Origin of the sequence: Paenochrobactrum gallinarii (assembly GCF_014205685.1) — a bacterium.
Taxonomy (GTDB): domain Bacteria; phylum Pseudomonadota; class Alphaproteobacteria; order Rhizobiales; family Rhizobiaceae; genus Paenochrobactrum; species Paenochrobactrum gallinarii.
In genome coordinates, this window is the sequence record NZ_JACIIU010000002.1 from 250587 (window position 1) to 269141 (window position 18555).

18 protein-coding genes and 1 tRNA gene are annotated in these 18555 nt (G+C 48.1%); 8 read left to right on the plus strand and 11 right to left on the minus strand.

Annotated elements, in window-relative coordinates; translation table 11 throughout:
• Nucleotides 1–6 precede the first annotated feature (6 nt).
• Both FHS77_RS03905 and rpoZ read right to left on the minus strand, forming a co-directional pair.
• Nucleotides 7–2253, minus strand: a complete 2247-nt coding sequence (locus FHS77_RS03905) for a RelA/SpoT family protein (RefSeq protein ID WP_184220284.1) — start codon at nucleotides 2251–2253, stop codon at nucleotides 7–9.
• A gap of 222 nt (nucleotides 2254–2475) precedes the next feature.
• The gene (gene rpoZ, locus FHS77_RS03910; protein WP_184220287.1) at nucleotides 2476–2880 is read right to left on the minus strand and encodes a DNA-directed RNA polymerase subunit omega; all 405 of its coding nucleotides are present in this window, start codon (nucleotides 2878–2880) and stop codon (nucleotides 2476–2478) included.
• A gap of 424 nt (nucleotides 2881–3304) precedes the next feature.
• Here rpoZ and FHS77_RS03915 point away from each other — a divergent pair, with 424 nt between their 5' ends.
• Together FHS77_RS03915 and FHS77_RS03920 are read left to right on the plus strand one after the other, a co-directional pair.
• Nucleotides 3305–3895: a LabA-like NYN domain-containing protein gene (locus FHS77_RS03915; RefSeq protein ID WP_184220290.1), complete on the plus strand. Its 591-nt coding sequence runs from the start codon at nucleotides 3305–3307 to the stop codon at nucleotides 3893–3895.
• Nucleotides 3896–3923: 28 nt separating this feature from the next.
• Nucleotides 3924–4571, plus strand: a complete 648-nt coding sequence (locus FHS77_RS03920) for a uracil-DNA glycosylase (protein WP_184220293.1) — start codon at nucleotides 3924–3926, stop codon at nucleotides 4569–4571.
• 42 nt (nucleotides 4572–4613) lie between these two features.
• Here the strand turns inward: FHS77_RS03920 and smpB are convergent, their stop codons facing one another.
• Together smpB and dapA are read right to left on the minus strand one after the other, a co-directional pair.
• Nucleotides 4614–5090: an SsrA-binding protein SmpB gene (gene smpB, locus FHS77_RS03925; protein ID WP_184220296.1), complete on the minus strand. Its 477-nt coding sequence runs from the start codon at nucleotides 5088–5090 to the stop codon at nucleotides 4614–4616.
• 77 nt (nucleotides 5091–5167) lie between these two features.
• Nucleotides 5168–6049, minus strand: coding sequence for a 4-hydroxy-tetrahydrodipicolinate synthase (dapA, locus tag FHS77_RS03930; RefSeq protein ID WP_184220306.1), 882 nt, complete (start codon nucleotides 6047–6049; stop codon nucleotides 5168–5170).
• 347 nt (nucleotides 6050–6396) lie between these two features.
• Here dapA and FHS77_RS03935 point away from each other — a divergent pair, with 347 nt between their 5' ends.
• Nucleotides 6397–8496, plus strand: a complete 2100-nt coding sequence (locus FHS77_RS03935; RefSeq protein WP_246431223.1) for a transglycosylase SLT domain-containing protein — start codon at nucleotides 6397–6399, stop codon at nucleotides 8494–8496.
• A 69-nt stretch (nucleotides 8497–8565) separates the two neighbouring features.
• Here the strand turns inward: FHS77_RS03935 and FHS77_RS03940 are convergent, their stop codons facing one another.
• The 3 genes from FHS77_RS03940 to FHS77_RS03950 all read right to left on the minus strand — a co-directional run bounded on the left by FHS77_RS03940 (nucleotide 8566) and on the right by FHS77_RS03950 (nucleotide 10558).
• Complete coding sequence (locus tag FHS77_RS03940; RefSeq protein ID WP_184220309.1) at nucleotides 8566–9381, minus strand: NADH-quinone oxidoreductase subunit E; 816 nt, start codon at nucleotides 9379–9381, stop codon at nucleotides 8566–8568.
• Between the two features lie 260 nt (nucleotides 9382–9641).
• On the minus strand, nucleotides 9642–10277 hold the full coding sequence (locus FHS77_RS03945) for a hypothetical protein (RefSeq protein ID WP_184220312.1): 636 nt from the start codon (nucleotides 10275–10277) through the stop codon (nucleotides 9642–9644).
• A gap of 191 nt (nucleotides 10278–10468) precedes the next feature.
• A tRNA-Ser gene (locus FHS77_RS03950) sits at nucleotides 10469–10558 on the minus strand.
• Between the two features lie 570 nt (nucleotides 10559–11128).
• Between FHS77_RS03950 and FHS77_RS03955 the strand changes: the two genes are divergently transcribed.
• Both FHS77_RS03955 and FHS77_RS03960 read left to right on the plus strand, forming a co-directional pair.
• A complete protein-coding gene (locus FHS77_RS03955; RefSeq protein ID WP_184220315.1) occupies nucleotides 11129–12220 on the plus strand; it encodes a porin in 1092 nt (363 codons plus the stop codon).
• 426 nt (nucleotides 12221–12646) lie between these two features.
• Nucleotides 12647–13003: a DUF423 domain-containing protein gene (locus FHS77_RS03960; RefSeq protein ID WP_374786197.1), complete on the plus strand. Its 357-nt coding sequence runs from the start codon at nucleotides 12647–12649 to the stop codon at nucleotides 13001–13003.
• 97 nt (nucleotides 13004–13100) lie between these two features.
• On the opposite strand, the gene FHS77_RS03965 is transcribed toward FHS77_RS03960, so the two are convergent.
• The 4 genes from FHS77_RS03965 to FHS77_RS16360 all read right to left on the minus strand — a co-directional run bounded on the left by FHS77_RS03965 (nucleotide 13101) and on the right by FHS77_RS16360 (nucleotide 16093).
• A complete protein-coding gene (locus FHS77_RS03965) occupies nucleotides 13101–14114 on the minus strand; it encodes an endonuclease/exonuclease/phosphatase family protein (protein WP_184220321.1) in 1014 nt (337 codons plus the stop codon).
• A 130-nt stretch (nucleotides 14115–14244) separates the two neighbouring features.
• Nucleotides 14245–15747, minus strand: a complete 1503-nt coding sequence (locus tag FHS77_RS03970; protein WP_184220323.1) for an AMP nucleosidase — start codon at nucleotides 15745–15747, stop codon at nucleotides 14245–14247.
• Nucleotides 15748–15800: 53 nt separating this feature from the next.
• Nucleotides 15801–15968 (minus strand): hypothetical protein, encoded by a 168-nt coding sequence (locus tag FHS77_RS03975; RefSeq protein WP_184220326.1) that lies wholly within the window; start codon nucleotides 15966–15968, stop codon nucleotides 15801–15803.
• Entirely contained in the window at nucleotides 15965–16093 is a 129-nt protein-coding gene (locus FHS77_RS16360) for a hypothetical protein (protein ID WP_281383560.1), read from the minus strand. The genes FHS77_RS03975 and FHS77_RS16360 overlap by 4 nt, the downstream gene beginning before the upstream one ends.
• Before the next feature lie 182 nt (nucleotides 16094–16275).
• Between FHS77_RS16360 and FHS77_RS03980 the strand changes: the two genes are divergently transcribed.
• The 3 genes from FHS77_RS03980 (at nucleotide 16276) to FHS77_RS03990 (ending at nucleotide 18324) form a co-directional block, all read left to right on the plus strand.
• Complete coding sequence (locus tag FHS77_RS03980) at nucleotides 16276–16983, plus strand: glutathione S-transferase family protein (RefSeq protein ID WP_184220328.1); 708 nt, start codon at nucleotides 16276–16278, stop codon at nucleotides 16981–16983.
• Nucleotides 16984–17235: 252 nt separating this feature from the next.
• Entirely contained in the window at nucleotides 17236–17493 is a 258-nt protein-coding gene (locus FHS77_RS03985; RefSeq protein WP_184220331.1) for a sel1 repeat family protein, read from the plus strand.
• Between the two features lie 180 nt (nucleotides 17494–17673).
• On the plus strand, nucleotides 17674–18324 hold the full coding sequence (locus FHS77_RS03990; protein ID WP_184220334.1) for an antifreeze protein: 651 nt from the start codon (nucleotides 17674–17676) through the stop codon (nucleotides 18322–18324).
• Nucleotides 18325–18555 lie beyond the last annotated feature (231 nt).

Sequence of the window (18555 nt, forward strand, 5' to 3'; positions counted from 1 at the left end):
ATTTTCCTATCCGTTCACGCGGCTGGCGCTGGAAACGCAAGCGCTATCTTTAAGTTGTGAAATAATCCGGTTGAGATGTTTCAAATCCCAGACTTCTACATCGATCAGCAGCTCAGTAAAGTCCGGTGCCTTACGGATCATCGACAAATTGTGGATATTGGTGTCATTAGCTGCGATAATCTGTGCGATTTCGGCGAGCGAACCCGGCGAGTTGATTGCCGAGATTGAAATACGTGCCGGAAATCTTTCATGCATTTCGCCGTCAATATCCCAGCGGATATCAATCCATCGTTCCGGCTGATCATCATAAGCAGTTAATGCCGGTGACTGGATCGGATAAATGGTAATCCCTGCCCCTGGTTGCAAAATACCAACAATACGATCACCTGGCACAGCGCCTTCAGGCGCAAAGCGTACTGGCAGATCAGAATTCGCGCCACGAATTGGCAAAGCATTTTTACCAGGCTTGGCAGTGTCCTTTTCTTCGTCCACATCCGTGCCGCCTTCCGGAACCTTAAAGATCATTCCGGCAGCATTTTGAATGTTAAACCAACCTTTTTCGCCTGTCTGAGGCGGCGTTTGGCTAGTGACGCGCGTATCCTGATAATCAGGATAAACCGCCTTCACCACATCTGAAGACGGCAATTCACCACGGCCGACCGAGGCCAGCACATCCTCAACATCCTTGCGTGCCAAACGCGGCAAACCAGGCTTTAAAATGTCTTTGCTAAACGGTTTTCCGGCACGCTCAAAAGCCCGCTCCAAAATACGCATCCCAAGGCCGGAATATTGTTTGCGCACAGCCGAACGGGTCGCGCGGCGAATAGCCGACCGTGCCTTACCGGTTGCAACCAGTGATTCCCATGCCGCTGGCGGAACCTGTGCCTTGGAGCGGATGATTTCCACTTCATCACCGTTTTTCAGCTTGGTCATCAGCGGCATAATGCGGCCATTGACCTTAGCGCCCACACAGCTGTCGCCCACATCGGTATGCACCGCATAAGCAAAATCAATTGGCGTTGCGCCACGCGGCAAAGCAATCAGCCTGCCCTTCGGGGTGAAGCAGAAAACCTGATCCTGAAACAGTTCCAGTTTGGTGTGCTCCAGAAACTCTTCCGGATTATCGCCTTCCGACAGGGCTTCAATGGTTTGACGCAGCCATGCATAGGCGTTGGTTTCCATCGAAATAGAATTGCCGCCACTGGTTGGTGTGCCGTTGCCACGATCTTTATAAATCGAATGCGCCGCCACACCATATTCCGCCACATCATCCATGGCGCGGGTGCGAATTTGCAACTCTACACGCTGGCGCGACGGCCCGACAATGGTGGTGTGAATGGAGCGGTAGTCGTTCTGTTTCGGCGTTGAGATGTAATCTTTAAAGCGACCGGGAACCATCGACCATGTGCTGTGGATGATACCCAATGCGCGATAACAATCTTCAACCGTGTCAACCACCACACGGAAGCCGAAAATATCGGAGAGCTGCTCAAAAGACAGCGCTTTGGTTTCCATCTTACGGAAAACTGACCAAGGCTTTTTCTGCCGGCTTTTAACGCTGGCTTTAATGCCGTTTGCTGCAAAAAGCTCAGACAAATCGCTTTCAATCTTCTTCAAGATACCGCGATTTTTTTCCAAAAGTTCAGCCAGACGATCGGTCACCGCCCGCCATGCTTCCGGATTAATATAACGGAAAGCCAGCTCTTCAAGCTCTTCACGCATATCCTGCATACCCATGCGACCGGCAAGCGGTGCATAAATATCCATGGTTTCTTCCGCAATACGAAGACGTTTATCTTCACGCATCACGCCAAGCGTACGCATATTGTGCAAGCGGTCAGCAAGCTTGACCAGAAGTACGCGCACATCATCCGAAATTGCCAGCAATAATTTACGCAGATTCTCGGCCTGTACGGCTTTTTTGGAAACCAGATCAAGCTTTTTAAGCTTGGTCAGCCCTTCAACCAGCTTACCGATTTCAGGCCCGAAAAGCTGATCAATCTCGGCGCGTGTTGCGTCCGTATCCTCGATTGTGTCATGCAGCAGTGCAATCGCAATGGTTGCTTCATCAAGACGCATATCGGTGAGGATTGCCGCCACTTCCAAAGGATGGGAAAAATAAGGATCACCGGAAGCACGCTTCTGGCTTCCGTGTTTTTGCATGGCATAAACATAGGCCTTGTTGAGGAGCGCCTCGTTTACATCTGGCTTGTATCGCTGCACGCGTTCCACAAGCTCATATTGGCGCATCATCGACAGGAACTCCTATACAAAAACAAACACATCAGTGCTTTTAAAGTAAACCATGCATTTTTGCTGACAAGTATAATTTTCAACGTCAGCGCGTAATTATTATATAAGTTTTTTTATGCCGCTTATGAGCAACAATAGCGGTTAAAAAATATGCGCCACAACTTTAAAGCTGCGACGCATATCAAAAATTCAGTAACCGGCAATAACCGGTCGGGCAAATGTTTAGAAGTCGTCGCTTTTTTCCGGAGCAACCAGACCTTCAATGCCGGCCAGCAACTCTTCTTCAGACATCTGATCGAAGACGATTGCTTCATCTTCACCGGCTTCGGCAATGCCTTCAGCGGCGGCGTCAACGCTACCGGTCAGCAATGCAGTTGGTGCAGCTTCCGGCTCATCAACTTCCACATGCTTCTGCAGCGAATGGATCAGATCTTCTTTCAGATCATCTGGTGAAAGTGTTTCATCGGCAATTTCACGCAATGCAACAACAGGGTTTTTGTCATTATCGCGATCGACGGTAATCTGTCCGCCTTGCGAAATCTGGCGTGCACGATGACTGGCAAGCAGAACCAACTCAAAGCGGTTGTCTACCTTGTCTACGCAATCCTCAACGGTGACGCGGGCCATCAGCGGGTCCCTTTCATAATACGATCTTTGACTAAATTTGTCTGCACATAACGCGAAAGACGAAAAAAAACAAGTAAAAGCCGCGCGAAACAACTCGCACGCCCTCATTTTTGTAAGCCGCACCGATGCGCATAACAGATTTTTATATTCTTATCTCAGAATACCAGCCAGAGACTTTATTAGCAAGCAGACAAGCATCCGTTTCATTCTGATAAAAAATAGTTCAATTATCAACATTTAAGCCATTACAAATAGGGCAAATCAACCTAAGGTTGCTTGTATTTCTGTACTTTCCCCTTAGAAAATAGATTTAAGACGTAAGTTGCACCAAAAAGTTCTTTTGACGTCGCCATTTATATGTTTCACGAAGGCCATCCAGTTAAACTGGTTTTTAGGCCCATGCCTGTAGAGTGGATTTTTACATATGTTCGATTCCCGTGAAAAGATCGCCCTTTTCATCGATGGCGCTAATCTTTATGCAGCCTCCAAAACACTTGGTTTCGACATTGACTACCGCAAATTACTAAAAGCATTTCAGAATCGCGGCTATTTGCTGCGTGCTTATTATTACACAGCATTGGTAGAAGATCAGGAATACTCGTCAATTAGACCTTTGATTGATTGGCTGGATTATAACGGCTACAAAGTCATCACCAAAGCCGCCAAAGAATTTACCGACGCAACCGGACGCCGCAAGGTCAAAGGCAATATGGATATCGAGCTGACCGTTGATGCGATGCAGCTGACAGATGCCATCGACCATTTCGTCATCTTCTCTGGCGACGGCGACTTCCGCTCATTGGTTGAAGCCTTGCAGCGCAAGGGCCGCAAAGTTTCTATCGTTTCGACGCTGACCACTCAGCCAGCAATGATTTCCGATGAATTGCGCCGTCAGGCAGACCATTTCATTGATCTCGTATCGCTGAAATCAGAAATCGGCCGTGAAATGTCCGAGCGCCCGCAGCAGCAGGCACCGCGCTTCGTCACTGATGATATGGAAGACGACGATTATTGATCGTCGTCGCCTCTTCTGAAGGGTAAAGATGATCCATCCTTCACATGATTGCGCGATTTGTCCGCGTTTGCATGACTTTTTACAAGAATGGCGCGCAAAAGAACCGGAATGGAACAATGCTCCGGTTCCGCCATTCATGCCTGTGGGTGGTGAGGATAGCGTCAGCCTGATGATTATCGGGCTTGCACCCGGTTTACGCGGCGCAAACCGCACCGGCCGCCCTTTCACCGGCGATTACGCAGGCGAGCTTCTCTACAGCACCTTAATTGATTTAGGCTTTGCCCGCGGCAAGTTTGAAGCACGTATTGATGACAGTCTCGAATTGCTCAATACGGTGATTATCAATGCTGTGCGCTGTGTGCCGCCGGAAAACAAACCAACAGCATCCGAAATCAACAATTGCCGCCAGTTTTTAAAGCCCGCCCTCTCCGGCTTCAATAATTTGCGCGCCATTGTCACTCTTGGCACAATCGCGCATCAATCCACGATCCGCGCCTTAGGCGAACCTGTTTCCAAGCATAAATTTGGCCATGGCAAGGAAACGGACATTAACGGGATCAGGATTTTTTCCAGCTATCACTGCTCACGCTACAACACCAATACCGGTGTTTTAACTGAAAAAATGTTCCGCGACGTTTTCACGAATGTGCGCAACTATCTGTACACTGGCAATTAACCTGCCAGCATCTGCATTTTTCAACAATCAATGATGATGAGTTTAGCCTTTATCGCGCAGCAAGCGTGACTTTTCACGATTCCAGTCGCGCATTTTCTCGGTCTGGCGCTTATCATGTAGCTTCTTACCGCGCGCGACCGCCAATTCCAGCTTAACACGACCACGATCATTGAAATAAAGCTTCAACGGCACGACGGTCATACCATCGCGCGAAACCGAGTTGAACAAACGCGCCATTTCACGACGGCTGACCAGCAATTTACGCAGTCGACGCGGATCATGATTGAAGCGATTGCCTTGCGTATATTCAGGAATATACGAATTGATCAGCCAAAACTCACCATTCTCAAAGCTTGCATAGCTTTCGGCAATATTTGACTGATTGGCGCGAAGTGACTTCACTTCCGTCCCCGACAGAACCAGACCTGCTTCCAGCGTGCTCACAATTTCAAAGTTAAAGCGCGCACGGCGGTTTTCCGCGATAATTTTGCGCACTGTCGGTGTTTTTGGCTTATTCATAATAAGGTTATATAATACCTGTCACACAGATTAAAAGCGTCTTTAAAAATAAAGACGCTTTTTCTATTTGTCACAAATTAATTAATCAGGCCAGCATGTTGCATGGCACGATCAATGATGAGGCGTGTGGACTCTTCCACCTGAACCATCGGCGAGCGCACAACCGGCTCCATCAGCCCCAAACGCGATAAAGCATATTTAGGACCAGCCGGATTCGGCTCGATAAACAATGCTTTATGCAATGGCATCAAGCGATCCTGATATTCCAGTGCTTTTGCATAGTCGCCACTCAGGCACGCGGCCTGAAACTCAGCGCAAAGGCGTGGCGCAATGTTTGAAGTCACTGAAATGCAGCCATGACCACCATGGGCGTTAAAGCCCAGTGCTGTTGCATCTTCACCCGACAACTGGACGAAGTCTTTACCGCAAACCGCACGTTGTTCAGACACGCGCTCAATACGACCGGTTGCGTCTTTAACGGCAACGATATTTTTGTGGTCAGCGACCAGACGACCCATGGTTTCCGGCAGCATATCAACGATCGAGCGACCAGGGATATTATAAATAACTACCGGCACAGTGATTTCACGCGCGATAGCCGCAAAATGCTCATAAAGGCCACGCTGATTAGGCTTGTTGTAATAAGGCGTCACAATGAGAACCGCATCCGCGCCTGCTTTTTCAGCGTGCTGCGCCAGCTCAATCGCTTCACGTGTATTGTTTGAACCGGCACCTGCAATGACCGGCACGCGCTTGTCCGCGACTTCAATACAGACTTCAATGACCCGCTTATGCTCGTCATGCGAGAGCGTAGGTGTTTCACCGGTTGTACCGACAGGCACCAATCCATTGGTGCCCTCTTGAATTTGCCAATTCACGAAGGAGCGGAAGGATTTCTCGTCAAATGCACCATCACGATCGAATGGCGTAACAAGTGCGGTGATTGAGCCCTTCAGCATCAATAAACTCCTGAGAGATGAAATGTTAATAAACGCCGGAAAACCCGACGAAAGCGGTCGCACCATAGTATTGCCATAAGAATGGAGCAAGCAATTTTACGACCCAATGGACGTTAGTTATCCGATCTCACTCATAATGGATTGTTAACGATGCCTTCACTGATAAAAATTATAATAGAAAAGTAAAAAAGTTCCTCTACCCTGACACGTCCCGCAGCTTTCAAATGAAATTCATTTTATGCGAGACAACCGATCAGAGCAAAAGCAATGTGGTTTGGTTCGATATGCGTAAAGTTGATCAAAGAGCACCGATTTGGCGTAATATCCTGCTTGCAGGGTGCAGCCTGATGCTTTGCCTGCCAACAGCCACAGCAATTGCGCAGCCCGTCCCGCCTCCCGATGTTCCGACCCCGTTTGCACGGCCTCAGCCAACACCGTTTGCACCGACCGCCACGCGCCAGTCACCGATGAATCTGGTAACCCCAAGCCCGCGTCCAAGCCAGCGACCGACATTGCAGGATCAGGTCATTACGTCCAGTGTTCCGCGGGCAGCCAATCCGGCCATTGTCAGCGGCACGTTGAAAGCTGCCCTTGACGCACTGGAAAACAAAAATGCCGCCCGTACAATTGCCATGAAAAATAACATGGCACGAGGCAGTATTGACCGGCAGATTCTCTCATGGGTGATCGCAACCTCCAACGCTGAAGGCATCACAAGCGCGGAGATTGCCGCTGCCGCTGCCGAATTGCAGGGCTGGCCTGGTATGGGCGCTATTCGCAACAATTCCGAACGTGCATTGGCGCGTGAAAAACTGCCAGCGGGTCAGGTGATTGGCGCATTTGGCAATAGCCGCCCGCAAACAACTGAAGGCATTATGACATTGGCGCGCGCTCATAAAGCGAGCGGCAATAATGCCAAGGCCAGACAATTGCTGGCACCCTGGTGGGCAACAGCACGCCTTTCACAGACCGAAGAGCAGTCTGTCTTGCGTGAGTTTTCCGATACTCTGACGCGTGACGACCATCTTAATCGCCTGATCCGCTCGCTTTACAACGGCCGCATGCAATCGGCTGCCAATCTGGCAGGACCTGCACAGGCGCAGTCACTTTATCAGGCTTATCTTGCTGTTTCAAAGAACAGCAATGATGCAGCGCAGAGAATCAATGCCGTTGACAAATCATGGCATTCGCATCCGTCTTTCCTGTTTGTGAAAGCCCGCTATTTACGTCGCGCTGAACGCTTCAGCGACGCGGCAAACATTATGATTAAAGCGCCAAAAGACGCTAAAGCACTGATTGATCCGGATGCCTGGTGGACAGAACGTCGCGTATTATCACGTGAATTGCTGGATATCGGCAAAGCAAAGCTGGCCTATCAGGTGGCCGCCGCCCATGCAGCAGAATCACCAACAATGGCCGCGGATGCTGAGTTCCATGCCGGTTGGTATGCACTTCGCTCATTAAACGACCCTAAGACTGCCGCAAAACACTTTGCCCGTATTGCGGAAATTTCATCCGGTGCGATTTCAGCATCGCGCGCTTATTATTGGTTAGGACGTGCAGCAGAAGCCGGCGCAGGCGGCAATGCCGGCAATTATTATCAGCGCGCTGCGCATTATGGCACCACATTCTACGGTCAGCTGGCCGCAGCTAAGCTTGGACAGTCCACCTTGCAACTGCCCTACCCTAAACCGAGCAACGCAGATCGTACCAATTTCGCCAATCGTCCTGCGGTGCAGGCAATCAAGCGGTTGGAAGCAGCTGGTTACAGCTCACGCGCCGATGCGCTTTATCGTAATCTGGCACAAGAGATTTCCAGTGTTGGTGAATTAGCCCTGCTGGCCGTTATGGCTGAGCAAAAGAACAATCACTTTCTGGCATTGCGTATCGGCAAAACCGCTGCAACCCGCGGCCTTGATGTCGGCGCATTATCACACCCGTTAGGCGCCATTCCAAGCCACGCTAATATTAACGGCTCCGGCAAAGCGCTCGCATATGCGATTGCACGTCAGGAAAGCGAGTTCAACGCCTCAGCCGTTTCAAGTGCCGGAGCGCTTGGCCTGTTACAATTGCTGCCAGGTACCGCCAAAGGTGTTGCCACACGCGCAGGCATTGCCTTTACCCATGCCAAACTCACCAATGATTCTGCCTATAATGCGACGCTTGGCGCCCATTATTTGAGCGAACAACTTGGCCGCTTTGACGGCTCTTATATTTTGACCTTTGCCGGTTACAATGCAGGGCCAACACGCGCCAATCAATGGATTGCCAAATATGGCGACCCACGTGGCCGCTCCATTGAAGACGTCGTCGACTGGATTGAACGCATTCCATACCCTGAAACCCGCAACTATGTGCAGCGGGTTATGGAAAACTACGAAGTTTACAAAGCGCGCCTAACCGGCACAGCAAATATCAAAGCCGACCTGATCAACGGTCGCAGATAATAACAAAAGAGCGGCTTCAGGTTTCCCCGAAGCCGCTCTTTTTAATCAATCGTTTTGGTAAAAAATCAATCACACATCTGCTTTTTTAGTCGCCGTTTTCGCTTTGCTTTTAGCTGTTTTGACCGGCGCTCTCTTAACTGCCGCCTTCACAGAGGCTGCCTTGGCTGTCGCTTTTTTTACACCTGTTTTTGCCGGTGATTTTTTAGCTGTTTTATTCGCGCGTTCTTTTTCACCGAGTTTAACAAGCGCCATCGCTTGCTCCACCCACTCCTCACGCTCAACACGACCACGAAAATTAAGCTTTTTACCAATCCAGACAGCGTTGTCGGTATTCCATGCAGCCAATTGGTCATAATGATACACACCAAGCGTATAAAGCTTGCGCTGTAATGTTGGGCCAATGCCTTTAATCTTCAACAAATCATCCGGCTTGCCATCGCGTGCTGCATCCAGCAATGGCGGCAGACCAGGCTCAACAACAGGTTCAGGTTCTTTCGCTATCACAGGCTCAGCAACCGGCAGCTCTTCAATCGCGACAGGCTCCGCAATAGCCTCAGCTGCCGCATCGCCCGACACTTCAGCTATAGTTGTGCTTGATTCTTCAATTGCAGTCTCTTCGGCCTTTACAGGCTCTGCCACTGCATCATCATTCTCAGCAGCAGCTTCCTGAGCAATAACATTTGCTTCAGGTATAGCCGGAACCGGTGTCTGAAGCTTATGCTCTAACTTTTCCGGAGCAGGTTTCACGGCCTCAACCTGTTGTTCGGGCTCAGGTAGCACAGGCTCATTTTTAGCTTTTCGCTTACGTGCGAAAGAACCAACCAAGCTACCAATCACGAACACCGCAGCAATCAACAAAGCGAGCTGCAAAATAAGGTGAGGCATTATTTCTTCCCCCGGATTAATATATTTAAGTCAGAGCGAGATAGTGCTTCATAATTTACGAGCCGCCGATGCTTCGCAAATAAAACTATTTTACTTTTTATTTCCAACTGCCATCCAGCCTACCAGAAAACCAACGCATAAAGCCAGCAACAACACAAACCAAAATGTCTGAACAAGATAGAGCATAAATGACCTTTCGTGTCTTATGACCAATGCTTAAATATCTCAAAAAATCCGACGAACGCTTTTAAAACATAAATTTAAGGCTGCGCAATGAAACGCTGCCCTACACTTGCGCCTTCTGGCAGTGAATTATTCAATGCATTCTGCAAGCGGTAATAATCAAGCCGGTCATTCGCATCGCCATCAATATTCAGACGCATATCAATCAGAGCGATTTTACCTGATTTGAGATAAGCAGATTGCAAAATAGCAAATTTAACCAGAGAAATATAGTTTGGCGCTTGTCCGCGAGCCAAAGCCATTTCATCCATCACAGAGACGCCACCAGCCCGTTTTTCCATTTCAAGCATCAGCTCGTCACGAAGCGGCGCTGTCGGAATATAGCCACTTAAAATAATACCATCGCCGTTTTTCTCGATCTGAAACGTGTAAGGCGCTGCAAGCGGTAATAAAGACGTCAGATCATCGACAACGCGAATCCCTTCAATCGCATTTGCGACCTTTATCGCCGCGATCTGTGATTCTTCGTCAGGCGCCACACCGCGCAAAGTGAGATCGCGTCCCTCAAGACTGAAACTTGTCCAGTCATAGGCCTGCAAATCATTCTGTGCCCGCAATGAGAGTTCGGCTTCCAATGGCTTAATGCCAAACCACAAAGCAACTGCGGTCAGGGTAACGGTGCAAACCCAGCCGGGCCAAAACCACTGTTTCAACTCAACCACCCCTTCTCTCGATGATTCTAAGACAATTCAAGCATTAAGGAGATCATTTAAGAGAATCCAGTTTATCACTTTGAAAAACTGTTTATAGACGCCCGAATCAACTGATTTTTGAAATCGGTTAAAGAAGGGCACAATGATCCAACACCCGTATGGGCATTAAAGATATTTAAATATAAGGAAAATGGAGGAGAGGATGGGATTCGAACCCACGAGACCCTCACGGGTCTACTCCCTTAGCAGGGGAGCGCCTTCGACCACTCGGCCACCTCTCCGGTACAGGCCAGATAGCTTTTTAATTCACTAAGTTCAAGCAATTTAACGCTTTATCTTCAAAAATTTTATCATCACACACATAAACTTGTCAGAAGTGGCAGGTGTTAACGATACATGACGCTCCCCGGCACCAATCGGTAGCCACACACTGCATATATAATAATGTATATAATACCAAAATCCGCTCATATAACTCATCGCCGATGTGCTGTGATTTGCATTCCCGCACACAAGTGATTTGCCTGATTCCGATGCAAATCAAATCACTTACTCAGTCTCAACTGACGCAAAACTGTTAAAAACTGTTTATTTTCATTACCAAACCCTTAATGAACACCTCCGGCAACATGAAATTCGTGTCTTTTCTGCAACAAGCCCCTTTCATAGAGACATCCGGAAGGCATCAGAGTGGTTTTCCCAGTTGCATCAAAATCTGGCCTGAGTATCTTCACATCAGAAGAAGGCGCGCTTCGGGGCGACTTTTTCAAAGCAAGGGGATGGGGACAGGTTGTCCTTCAGCCAAAAAGAAATGCCCAAACCCGTTTTTAAACTTTGACTGGAGGTCAGAAATGAACATCAAGAGCCTTCTCCTCGGCTCCGCTGCGGCACTCGTAGCAGCTACCGGCGCAAACGCAGCCGACGCAATCATCGCACCAGAACCAGAAGCAGTTGAATATGTTCGCGTTTGCGATGCATACGGCGCTGGCTTCTTCTACATTCCAGGCACCGAAACCTGCCTGCGCGTTTCCGGTATGGTTCGTTACCAGATCGATTGGACAAGCGAAGATGATGGCTGGAAAAAATACGGTCGTGCAGAACTGAACTTTGATGCACGTAACGAAACTGAACTCGGCACCCTGCGTTCATTTATCAAACTGCGCGCCACATCACATAGTGGTCATATTGGTGATACCGCAGTTAGTATCTCTGGTACAGACTTTAACAAGCTCAAAGGAAAAGCATACGGCAACAACGGTAATGTTGGCCTTCAGGAAGCATTTATTGGTCTTGGCGGCCTTGAAATGGGTCTTCGAGACACACTCTACGATGCAGGCCTGAGTGGTGAATTTGATAGCGGCGGTGGTTCCCGCGTTCACTTCATGAGCTATACCTTTGCTGGCGGAAATGGCTTCTCAGCAACCTTGGCACTTGAAGAAGCTGATTACGACTACGACTACAAACCAAACGTAGTTGGTAAGCTCGGCTTCACACAGGGCTGGGGCAGCGTAGACGCTTGGGTTGCATATGATGCAACTGCAAAAGAGTGGGCTGTTAAGGGTATTGCTAAGGCAAACGTAACCGATGCAGTTTGGCTCGAAGCTATTGCAACCTACGAATCCGGTCACAACTTCTACGGTGTAATCACCGCCAAAGATTTTGGCTTCGGTTCCGTATCAGCTAACCTCGGCGCAAAGTGGAGCCTTGGTGGTCTCGTTGGCTACAAATTCAACGACAAGCTGAAAGCTTCTATCGGCGCACAGTACTTTGACAAGATCGCTCACGTTAGCGGCCTCAAAGGTGTAAGCGCTGGTGCAACAGTTGATTACGAAGTTGTTAAAGGCTTCAACACCAAGCTGGCTGTTAACTACCTGTCAGCAAAATACCAAGGTCAAAAAGAAGACGGATGGGCTGGTTTCGTTCGCTTCCAGCGTAACTTCTAATCAGACCTTAATCTGATTAAAAAGAACGCCAGTGATTTTTCACTGGCGTTTTTTTGTGGCTAAATTTTAAAGCGAAACATTTTTCGACTAAAACTTATAATAAAGACGCTCACTATTGCCCGCCAAATAGCACCAGCAATCCTGAACAAAATAGCTGCCTTAATTTATAGAGCTTGTCTAACAACGCGCAACCTTATCCAAGCGCACTTAGTTTTTTACCGATGCAAATACGCACAAAGCCCGATAAGTCTATGATCACGCTTAATTCATTCGCTCGTAGTGATCCTATAATTTATATTTTATTGCGATCAAAATACCTGCTCATCATTGAATTTCTTTTCTGCATTGCTTTAATATGCATTGAGAATATGAGTTGTAGTTATAGATCACTACTAATTATTAATGAGCGTCGAAAGGCCGGATAAATTGTCATTTCAGGTGAATAGATATTTTTCGACTATTGGTGGCTTGACCGGCGCCCTCGCCCTGATCACCTATGCGGGTGCTGCACATAACGATACCGGCAATCTGAATATAGTAGCCCCTATTCTCTTAGGCCATGCCCCGGCATTTCTTGCATTGTCGATTTTAAGTGGCCAAAGCCGCACAGCAACGATTGGTGGCTCGGCGATTTTAATTGGCTTAATACTTTTTTGTGGCGATCTGCTGTCGCGTGATTTTCTAGGCGACCGCTTATTCCCATTTGCCGCCCCAACCGGTGGCACAGTGCTAATTCTTGGCTGGTTAATCACGTCGTTGACGTGCTGGTCGAAGTGTAAATAGCCTTCACACCTCCTCAGCCTTCTCACAAATACCAAGGCGACCTAAAGGCATTGGCAGAGACTTGAATAAGCCATGCTATCGAGAGAGATTACGAAAATTAGCGCAGAACTACTTTTGTGTCCGCACTTTCTTCTGGCTCCATAGTGCTTGGTAATGTGAATTTTATCAGCAAAGGCAGATGGTCCGAACCGACTTCATCTAATGTGTTTACCTGATCAACACCAACGTTACTGCTAACTAATATATGATCGATCTGAACACCCAACCATTTAACCCAACTGATTGGCAGTTGCTTTAACATCCATGTAGCACCAAGGCCACTAAACTCATATGTATCGTTGGCTTTAGCCACGCGTGCCAAAGCATGACTCCAGCTGGTCGCATTATAGTCACCCGCAATAATAAGCGGATGTTTCATCGCCCGCAAATGTGGCTCAATCTCACTTAACTGCGCAGGCTGCTGCATTGGCCAAGGCCAGGAAAGATGCAGCGATGCAATAGTTGCAACCTGCCCGCCAAAATCAATTTGTGCTGACGCCAATACACCATCACCAACACATAACCGCGCTGCATCTTGCACAAATGGCCTTCTGGACAGAATGCCAACACCCCAAGAACCCGGATAATCTTTGCAAAGCAAGTGATAAGGATAACGACCTTCCAAAATCCTGAGCCAAGGCTCCCAATATTTAGACGCCTCCTGATATGTAACCACATCAGGATTTTGTCGGCCAATCATCTGTAAAACCCGTTGCGGCTCCGGATGATCATAGAGCAGATTAAGCTGAACCAGACTATAAGTTGCACCTTCAACCTTAACCCGCTCCGACAGTTCAACACCTGAAATCTGATTACGAACGACATCAAGTGTTGTTGCAAAACTTAACATGCAAAATAAACAGATCATTATCGCCTCACGGCGAAGCCCTGACAGCAAAAGTGGTAGGGAAAACAGAAAAAGCGCAACAGATAAATGCGCACGCAAATGGGAAAATGCATCGAGAACCGGATGAACTTCACCAAAAAAACCAAGCACCAGCGGCACCGTTCCAAGAACGGCAATGATAAAAACCGCAAAACTCAATGAAGAAATTTTCTTGGAAGTCCGCATGAAACTGATTTTCCTGATGATGAGAGTAAGCCAGCAGGTAAATCGGCTTCTCATAAGAGGGCGTGCCGTCCGGTATCAAAATGCTGATAAGCAGCGCGAAACCAGACAGCCCGGACGACATTGTTTTTGATTACTGAAACGCAGTTTCGTAGAAGCTGCGTAATTTACGAGAATGCAGACGCTCTTGTGGCATTGCTGCAATTTTTTCCATTGCTCTGATGCCGATATGTAAATGCTGCGCCACTTGACGCTGATAGAACTCGGTCGCCATTCCCGGTAGTTTCAGCTCACCATGCAATGGCTTATCTGAAACACAAAGCAAAGTGCCATAAGGCACACGGAAACGGAAACCATTAGCGGCAATAGTGGCAGATTCCATATCCAAAGCAATGGCACGCGATTGCGAAAGACGTTGCACAGGTCCTCGCTCATCACGTAGTTCCCAATTGCGGTTATCAATAGTGGCAACCGTACCGGTTCTCATGATCCGCTTCAGATCATAGCCTTCCAGACCAGTAATTTCCTCCACCGCATCCTCTAGCGGCACCTGAATTTCGGCCAAAGCCGGAATTGGCACCCAGACGGGCAAATCATCATCCAACACGTGATCTTCGCGCACATAAGCATGCGCAAGAACATAATCACCCAATTGCTGACTGTTGCGCAAGCCGGCACAATGGCCAAGCATCAGCCATGCATGCGGACGAAGAACAGCAATATGGTCGGTAATGGTTTTCGCATTTGATGGCCCAACCCCGATATTGACCATGGTGATACCGGAATGATCATCGCGTTGCAGATGGTAAGCCGGCATTTGCGGCAGCCGCGATGCAGCAGTGCCAAGGGATGGCGCCGTTTCACCAGCAAGTGTCACGAGATTGCCCGGCTCAACAAAGCGGGTGTAACCGCCGCCACCTTCCGCCATTAACTTGCGGGCATAATTACAAAACTCGTCAATATAGAACTGGTAATTAGTGAAAAGCACATAATTTTGAAAATGTGCAGGGCTGGTAGCCGTATAATGCGCCAGACGCTGCAAGGAATAATCAATGCGCTGCGCCGTAAAAGGCGCAAGCGGCATTGCCTCACCCGGTATCAGATCAATATCACCATTAGCGATTTTATCATCGGTGCTGCTGAGATCCGGCACATCAAACAAATCACGCAAAGGATGTGCAAAAGCATTGGCCACTGCACCATCGACATGAGTGCCTTCAAGAAAAGCAAAATGAAGCGGAATAGGTGTTGATGATTCCTGCACTGTAACGCTGACATTATGATTGCGCATTAACAGGCGGATTTGTTCAATCAGATAGTGCTCAAACAGATCAGGGCGTGTGATGGTTGCAGTATAATCACCAGGCGCAGACACGTGACCATAAGCCAAACGCGTATCAACATGCGCAAAACTGGTGGTTGAGAGTTTCAGCTCCGGATAGAAGGCACGATAACGGCGCGCTTCCATTTTCCCCAAGGCTACATTCTCAAAAGCATCACGCAAAAAGGCAGTATTACGTTCATAAAGTTTGCGCAGTGCCGCTACGGCGGCACGGGCATCGTCAAAATTCTCTGCTGCTGCCAGAGGCGGCGTCATGATTTCAGAAAGAAAAGGGAGATCGGTTTTGTTTGTCATAGCTCACTATATAGCGAGTCGAATGACAACTGGGAGTATATAGAAGTATATTTTTACGCTGCACGTTGCAGACTAACAAAAATAACCAATCCGGCAGCGCTGATTTTGGGCGGATAAGCGGAATTTAATAAAGCGAACGATGCTGGCGGGCCGATAAAGACCGTGCAAAAAATCAACATGCGAACCATCAGGGCAAAATAAGCGAAGACAGAGCTCATCATGGCAGCACCTTCGCAGTGTTCATGGCGAGATGCTGAATACCTTGATCAAATTTACCGACAGTGCTGAGCGAAACCAGCACAATCCCTGCAAATAACAATATGGCGATAACAGATTTGTTGAGCATGTTGATCCCCTTCTTTGACGATATGGAACCATCATAGAAAATCGGACTGAACCTTCCCTGAGGCAGCCATTCATGCAGCATTCATATTGATTAATAAGTCTAAAAACTTGCGAGCGCCCCTTGCAGGATAAAATACAAGGCATATGTTCAAGCTATATCACCGCCATAATCGGGAGTTCCTTATGACCACGCAAACCAAACCTATTGAGCTTTATTATTGGCCGACCCCCAATGGCTGGAAAATCAGCATTATGCTGGAAGAATTGGGCATTCCTTATGAAGTCAAATATATCAATATCGGCAAAGGTGATCAGTTCGAGCCATCTTTTTTGAAAATTGCGCCGAATAACCGTATGCCAGCGATTATTGATCCTGAAGGCCCTGATGGTCAGCCGATTTCTGTGTTTGAATCAGGTGCAATCCTGCAATATCTCGGCCGTAAGTTTAACCGCTTCTATCCGGAGAACGAACGCGCTCGTGTGGCCGTTGATGAGTGGTTGATGTGGCAGATGGGCGGACTTGGCCCTATGTCCGGTCAGGCAGGTCATTTCCGCGTTTATGCACCTGAAAAAGTACAATATGGCATTGATCGCTACACCAATGAAGTTAACCGCCTCTATGGCGTGTTAAACCGTCAACTGGAAGGTAAAGACTATATTGCAGGTGACTATTCCATCGCTGATATGGCTTGTGTCGGCTGGATTAGCGCGTACAAAAATTATGATCAGAAGCTGGAAGATTTCCCTAACCTGAAGCGTTGGTATGAGCTGATGCTTACCCGTCCGGCGGTTCAACGCGGCATGGAACTTGGTAAAACTGAGCGTGAAAAATCCAATCTTGCCACGGATAAACAGGCACAGAGCATTCTGTTCGGGCAAAAAGCCAAATAATTCGTCAGCGATTTCGTGATTTTTTAAAAGCGCCATATGAACATTCATGTGGCGCTTTTTATCAGCCCGAAGCGAAACCAGCTTTTTTCAACCACGCCTATCTTGAATAAGAGCTGTGGCTTTCCGGCCACGAAATTTTGCTCACTTTGTATTAAGCATGTCATTTAACCGCCAGTTTAAACCCTGTCCTTTATGATCCGCCTGTCAAACAACAATACCCCACGCTTTGTTGTAAAACAGGAATTGAGAACGATGGCACAGTTTGAAAAATCCGCTGAAGAAGATGACATTGTCACGGAAGAGCAAATTCTCTTCGAAATGGGTGTCATGTACGCCACTGGTCGCGATTGCGATATTAATGTTATTGAAGCGCACAAATGGTTGAATATTGCAGCCATTCGCGGCCACAAACAGGCTGCGGACATGCGCACACAACTGGCAGGCACCATGTCCAAAGCAGAACTGGCAACGGCACTGCGTGAAGCGCGCAAATGGATGACAATGCATTAAGAATGCTGCATATATTTTATAAAAGACGCTTAATACTTATAGTTGAGTGCAAGATGCATAATTCTGTTTAATAAAATTCATAGAAAAACAGCATATATTATTGAATTTCACACCTGACTATCTTGTCGTCCTTGAGGATAAGTACATATAATATCGGCAATTTAAAACAGGAGTTTTATTATGCTTATTCGTTCACTGGCAGGTCTGGCAGGCACAGCTCTGGTGGCAACCGTTGCCGCAATGGCCACAACGGCACCAGCAAATGCACTGACCATGCAAGAATGCAGCGCCAAATATCAGGCTGCTAAAGATGCAGGCACCCTCGGCGGACTTAACTGGAACCAGTATCGTAAAGCCGAGTGTGGCAGCGACACCGCCACAGAAGCTCCTGCCAAGTCAACAAGCTCTAAAAAAGAAACTCCAGCTAAAAAGCCTGCCAAAGCGGCAGCTGCTGCTGAGCCTAAAAGCCTCACCATGCAGCAATGTGGTGCCAAATATCAGGCTGCTAAAGATGCCGGTGTTGATAATGGCATGAAATGGAATGATTTCCGCAAAGCTGAATGTGGCCCGGGTGCTGATTTAACAGCTCTAAGCACCGATGGTGAGCGCGAGCCACCAGCACCAACAACCGCAGCACCACGCGGCGTTACTTTCCCTAGAAATGTTTCTGCCAAGTTTTCGCATGAAAGCGCGGGTAAAGCACGTATGCATACCTGCCTCGAACAATATCATGCATTGAAAGATAAGAACGCTTTGAATGGCCTGAAGTGGATTCAAAAAGGCGGCGGTTATTACAGTCTCTGCAACGCACGTCTCAAAGCCAGCTCATAAGCTATCGTAAATGACAACTAAGCCGCGGTCAGAGCGCCTGACCGCGGCTTATTTAATAGTTCAATGGCGCATAAGTCCGTCAACCACACTATAATAGCGTGAAGATAGTTCCTTCTGCCACATTATCTTTACGGCGGTCGAGACGGGCACCTTCTCCGGTCAATATTTACATATGACGCAGACGCGTACTTCACCGACATTATCTTTACGGCGGTCGAGGCAGTCACCTTC

Coding starts and splice junctions, on each gene's coding strand:
- FHS77_RS03915 (WP_184220290.1), top strand. CDS start 3,305: ATGTTCGATTCCCGTGAAAAGATCGCCCTTTTCATCGATGGCGCTAAT.
- FHS77_RS03990 (WP_184220334.1), top strand. CDS start 17,674: ATGCTTATTCGTTCACTGGCAGGTCTGGCAGGCACAGCTCTGGTGGCA.
- FHS77_RS03980 (WP_184220328.1), top strand. CDS start 16,276: ATGACCACGCAAACCAAACCTATTGAGCTTTATTATTGGCCGACCCCC.
- FHS77_RS03985 (WP_184220331.1), top strand. CDS start 17,236: ATGGCACAGTTTGAAAAATCCGCTGAAGAAGATGACATTGTCACGGAA.
- FHS77_RS16360 (WP_281383560.1), bottom strand. CDS start 16,093: ATGCTCAACAAATCTGTTATCGCCATATTGTTATTTGCAGGGATTGTG.
- FHS77_RS03935 (WP_246431223.1), top strand. CDS start 6,397: ATGCTTTGCCTGCCAACAGCCACAGCAATTGCGCAGCCCGTCCCGCCT.
- FHS77_RS03970 (WP_184220323.1), bottom strand. CDS start 15,747: ATGACAAACAAAACCGATCTCCCTTTTCTTTCTGAAATCATGACGCCG.
- FHS77_RS03975 (WP_184220326.1), bottom strand. CDS start 15,968: ATGATGAGCTCTGTCTTCGCTTATTTTGCCCTGATGGTTCGCATGTTG.
- rpoZ (WP_184220287.1), bottom strand. CDS start 2,880: ATGGCCCGCGTCACCGTTGAGGATTGCGTAGACAAGGTAGACAACCGC.
- FHS77_RS03940 (WP_184220309.1), bottom strand. CDS start 9,381: ATGCCTCACCTTATTTTGCAGCTCGCTTTGTTGATTGCTGCGGTGTTC.
- FHS77_RS03920 (WP_184220293.1), top strand. CDS start 3,924: ATGATCCATCCTTCACATGATTGCGCGATTTGTCCGCGTTTGCATGAC.
- smpB (WP_184220296.1), bottom strand. CDS start 5,090: ATGAATAAGCCAAAAACACCGACAGTGCGCAAAATTATCGCGGAAAAC.
- FHS77_RS03965 (WP_184220321.1), bottom strand. CDS start 14,114: ATGCGGACTTCCAAGAAAATTTCTTCATTGAGTTTTGCGGTTTTTATC.
- FHS77_RS03955 (WP_184220315.1), top strand. CDS start 11,129: ATGAACATCAAGAGCCTTCTCCTCGGCTCCGCTGCGGCACTCGTAGCA.
- dapA (WP_184220306.1), bottom strand. CDS start 6,049: ATGCTGAAGGGCTCAATCACCGCACTTGTTACGCCATTCGATCGTGAT.
- FHS77_RS03905 (WP_184220284.1), bottom strand. CDS start 2,253: ATGATGCGCCAATATGAGCTTGTGGAACGCGTGCAGCGATACAAGCCA.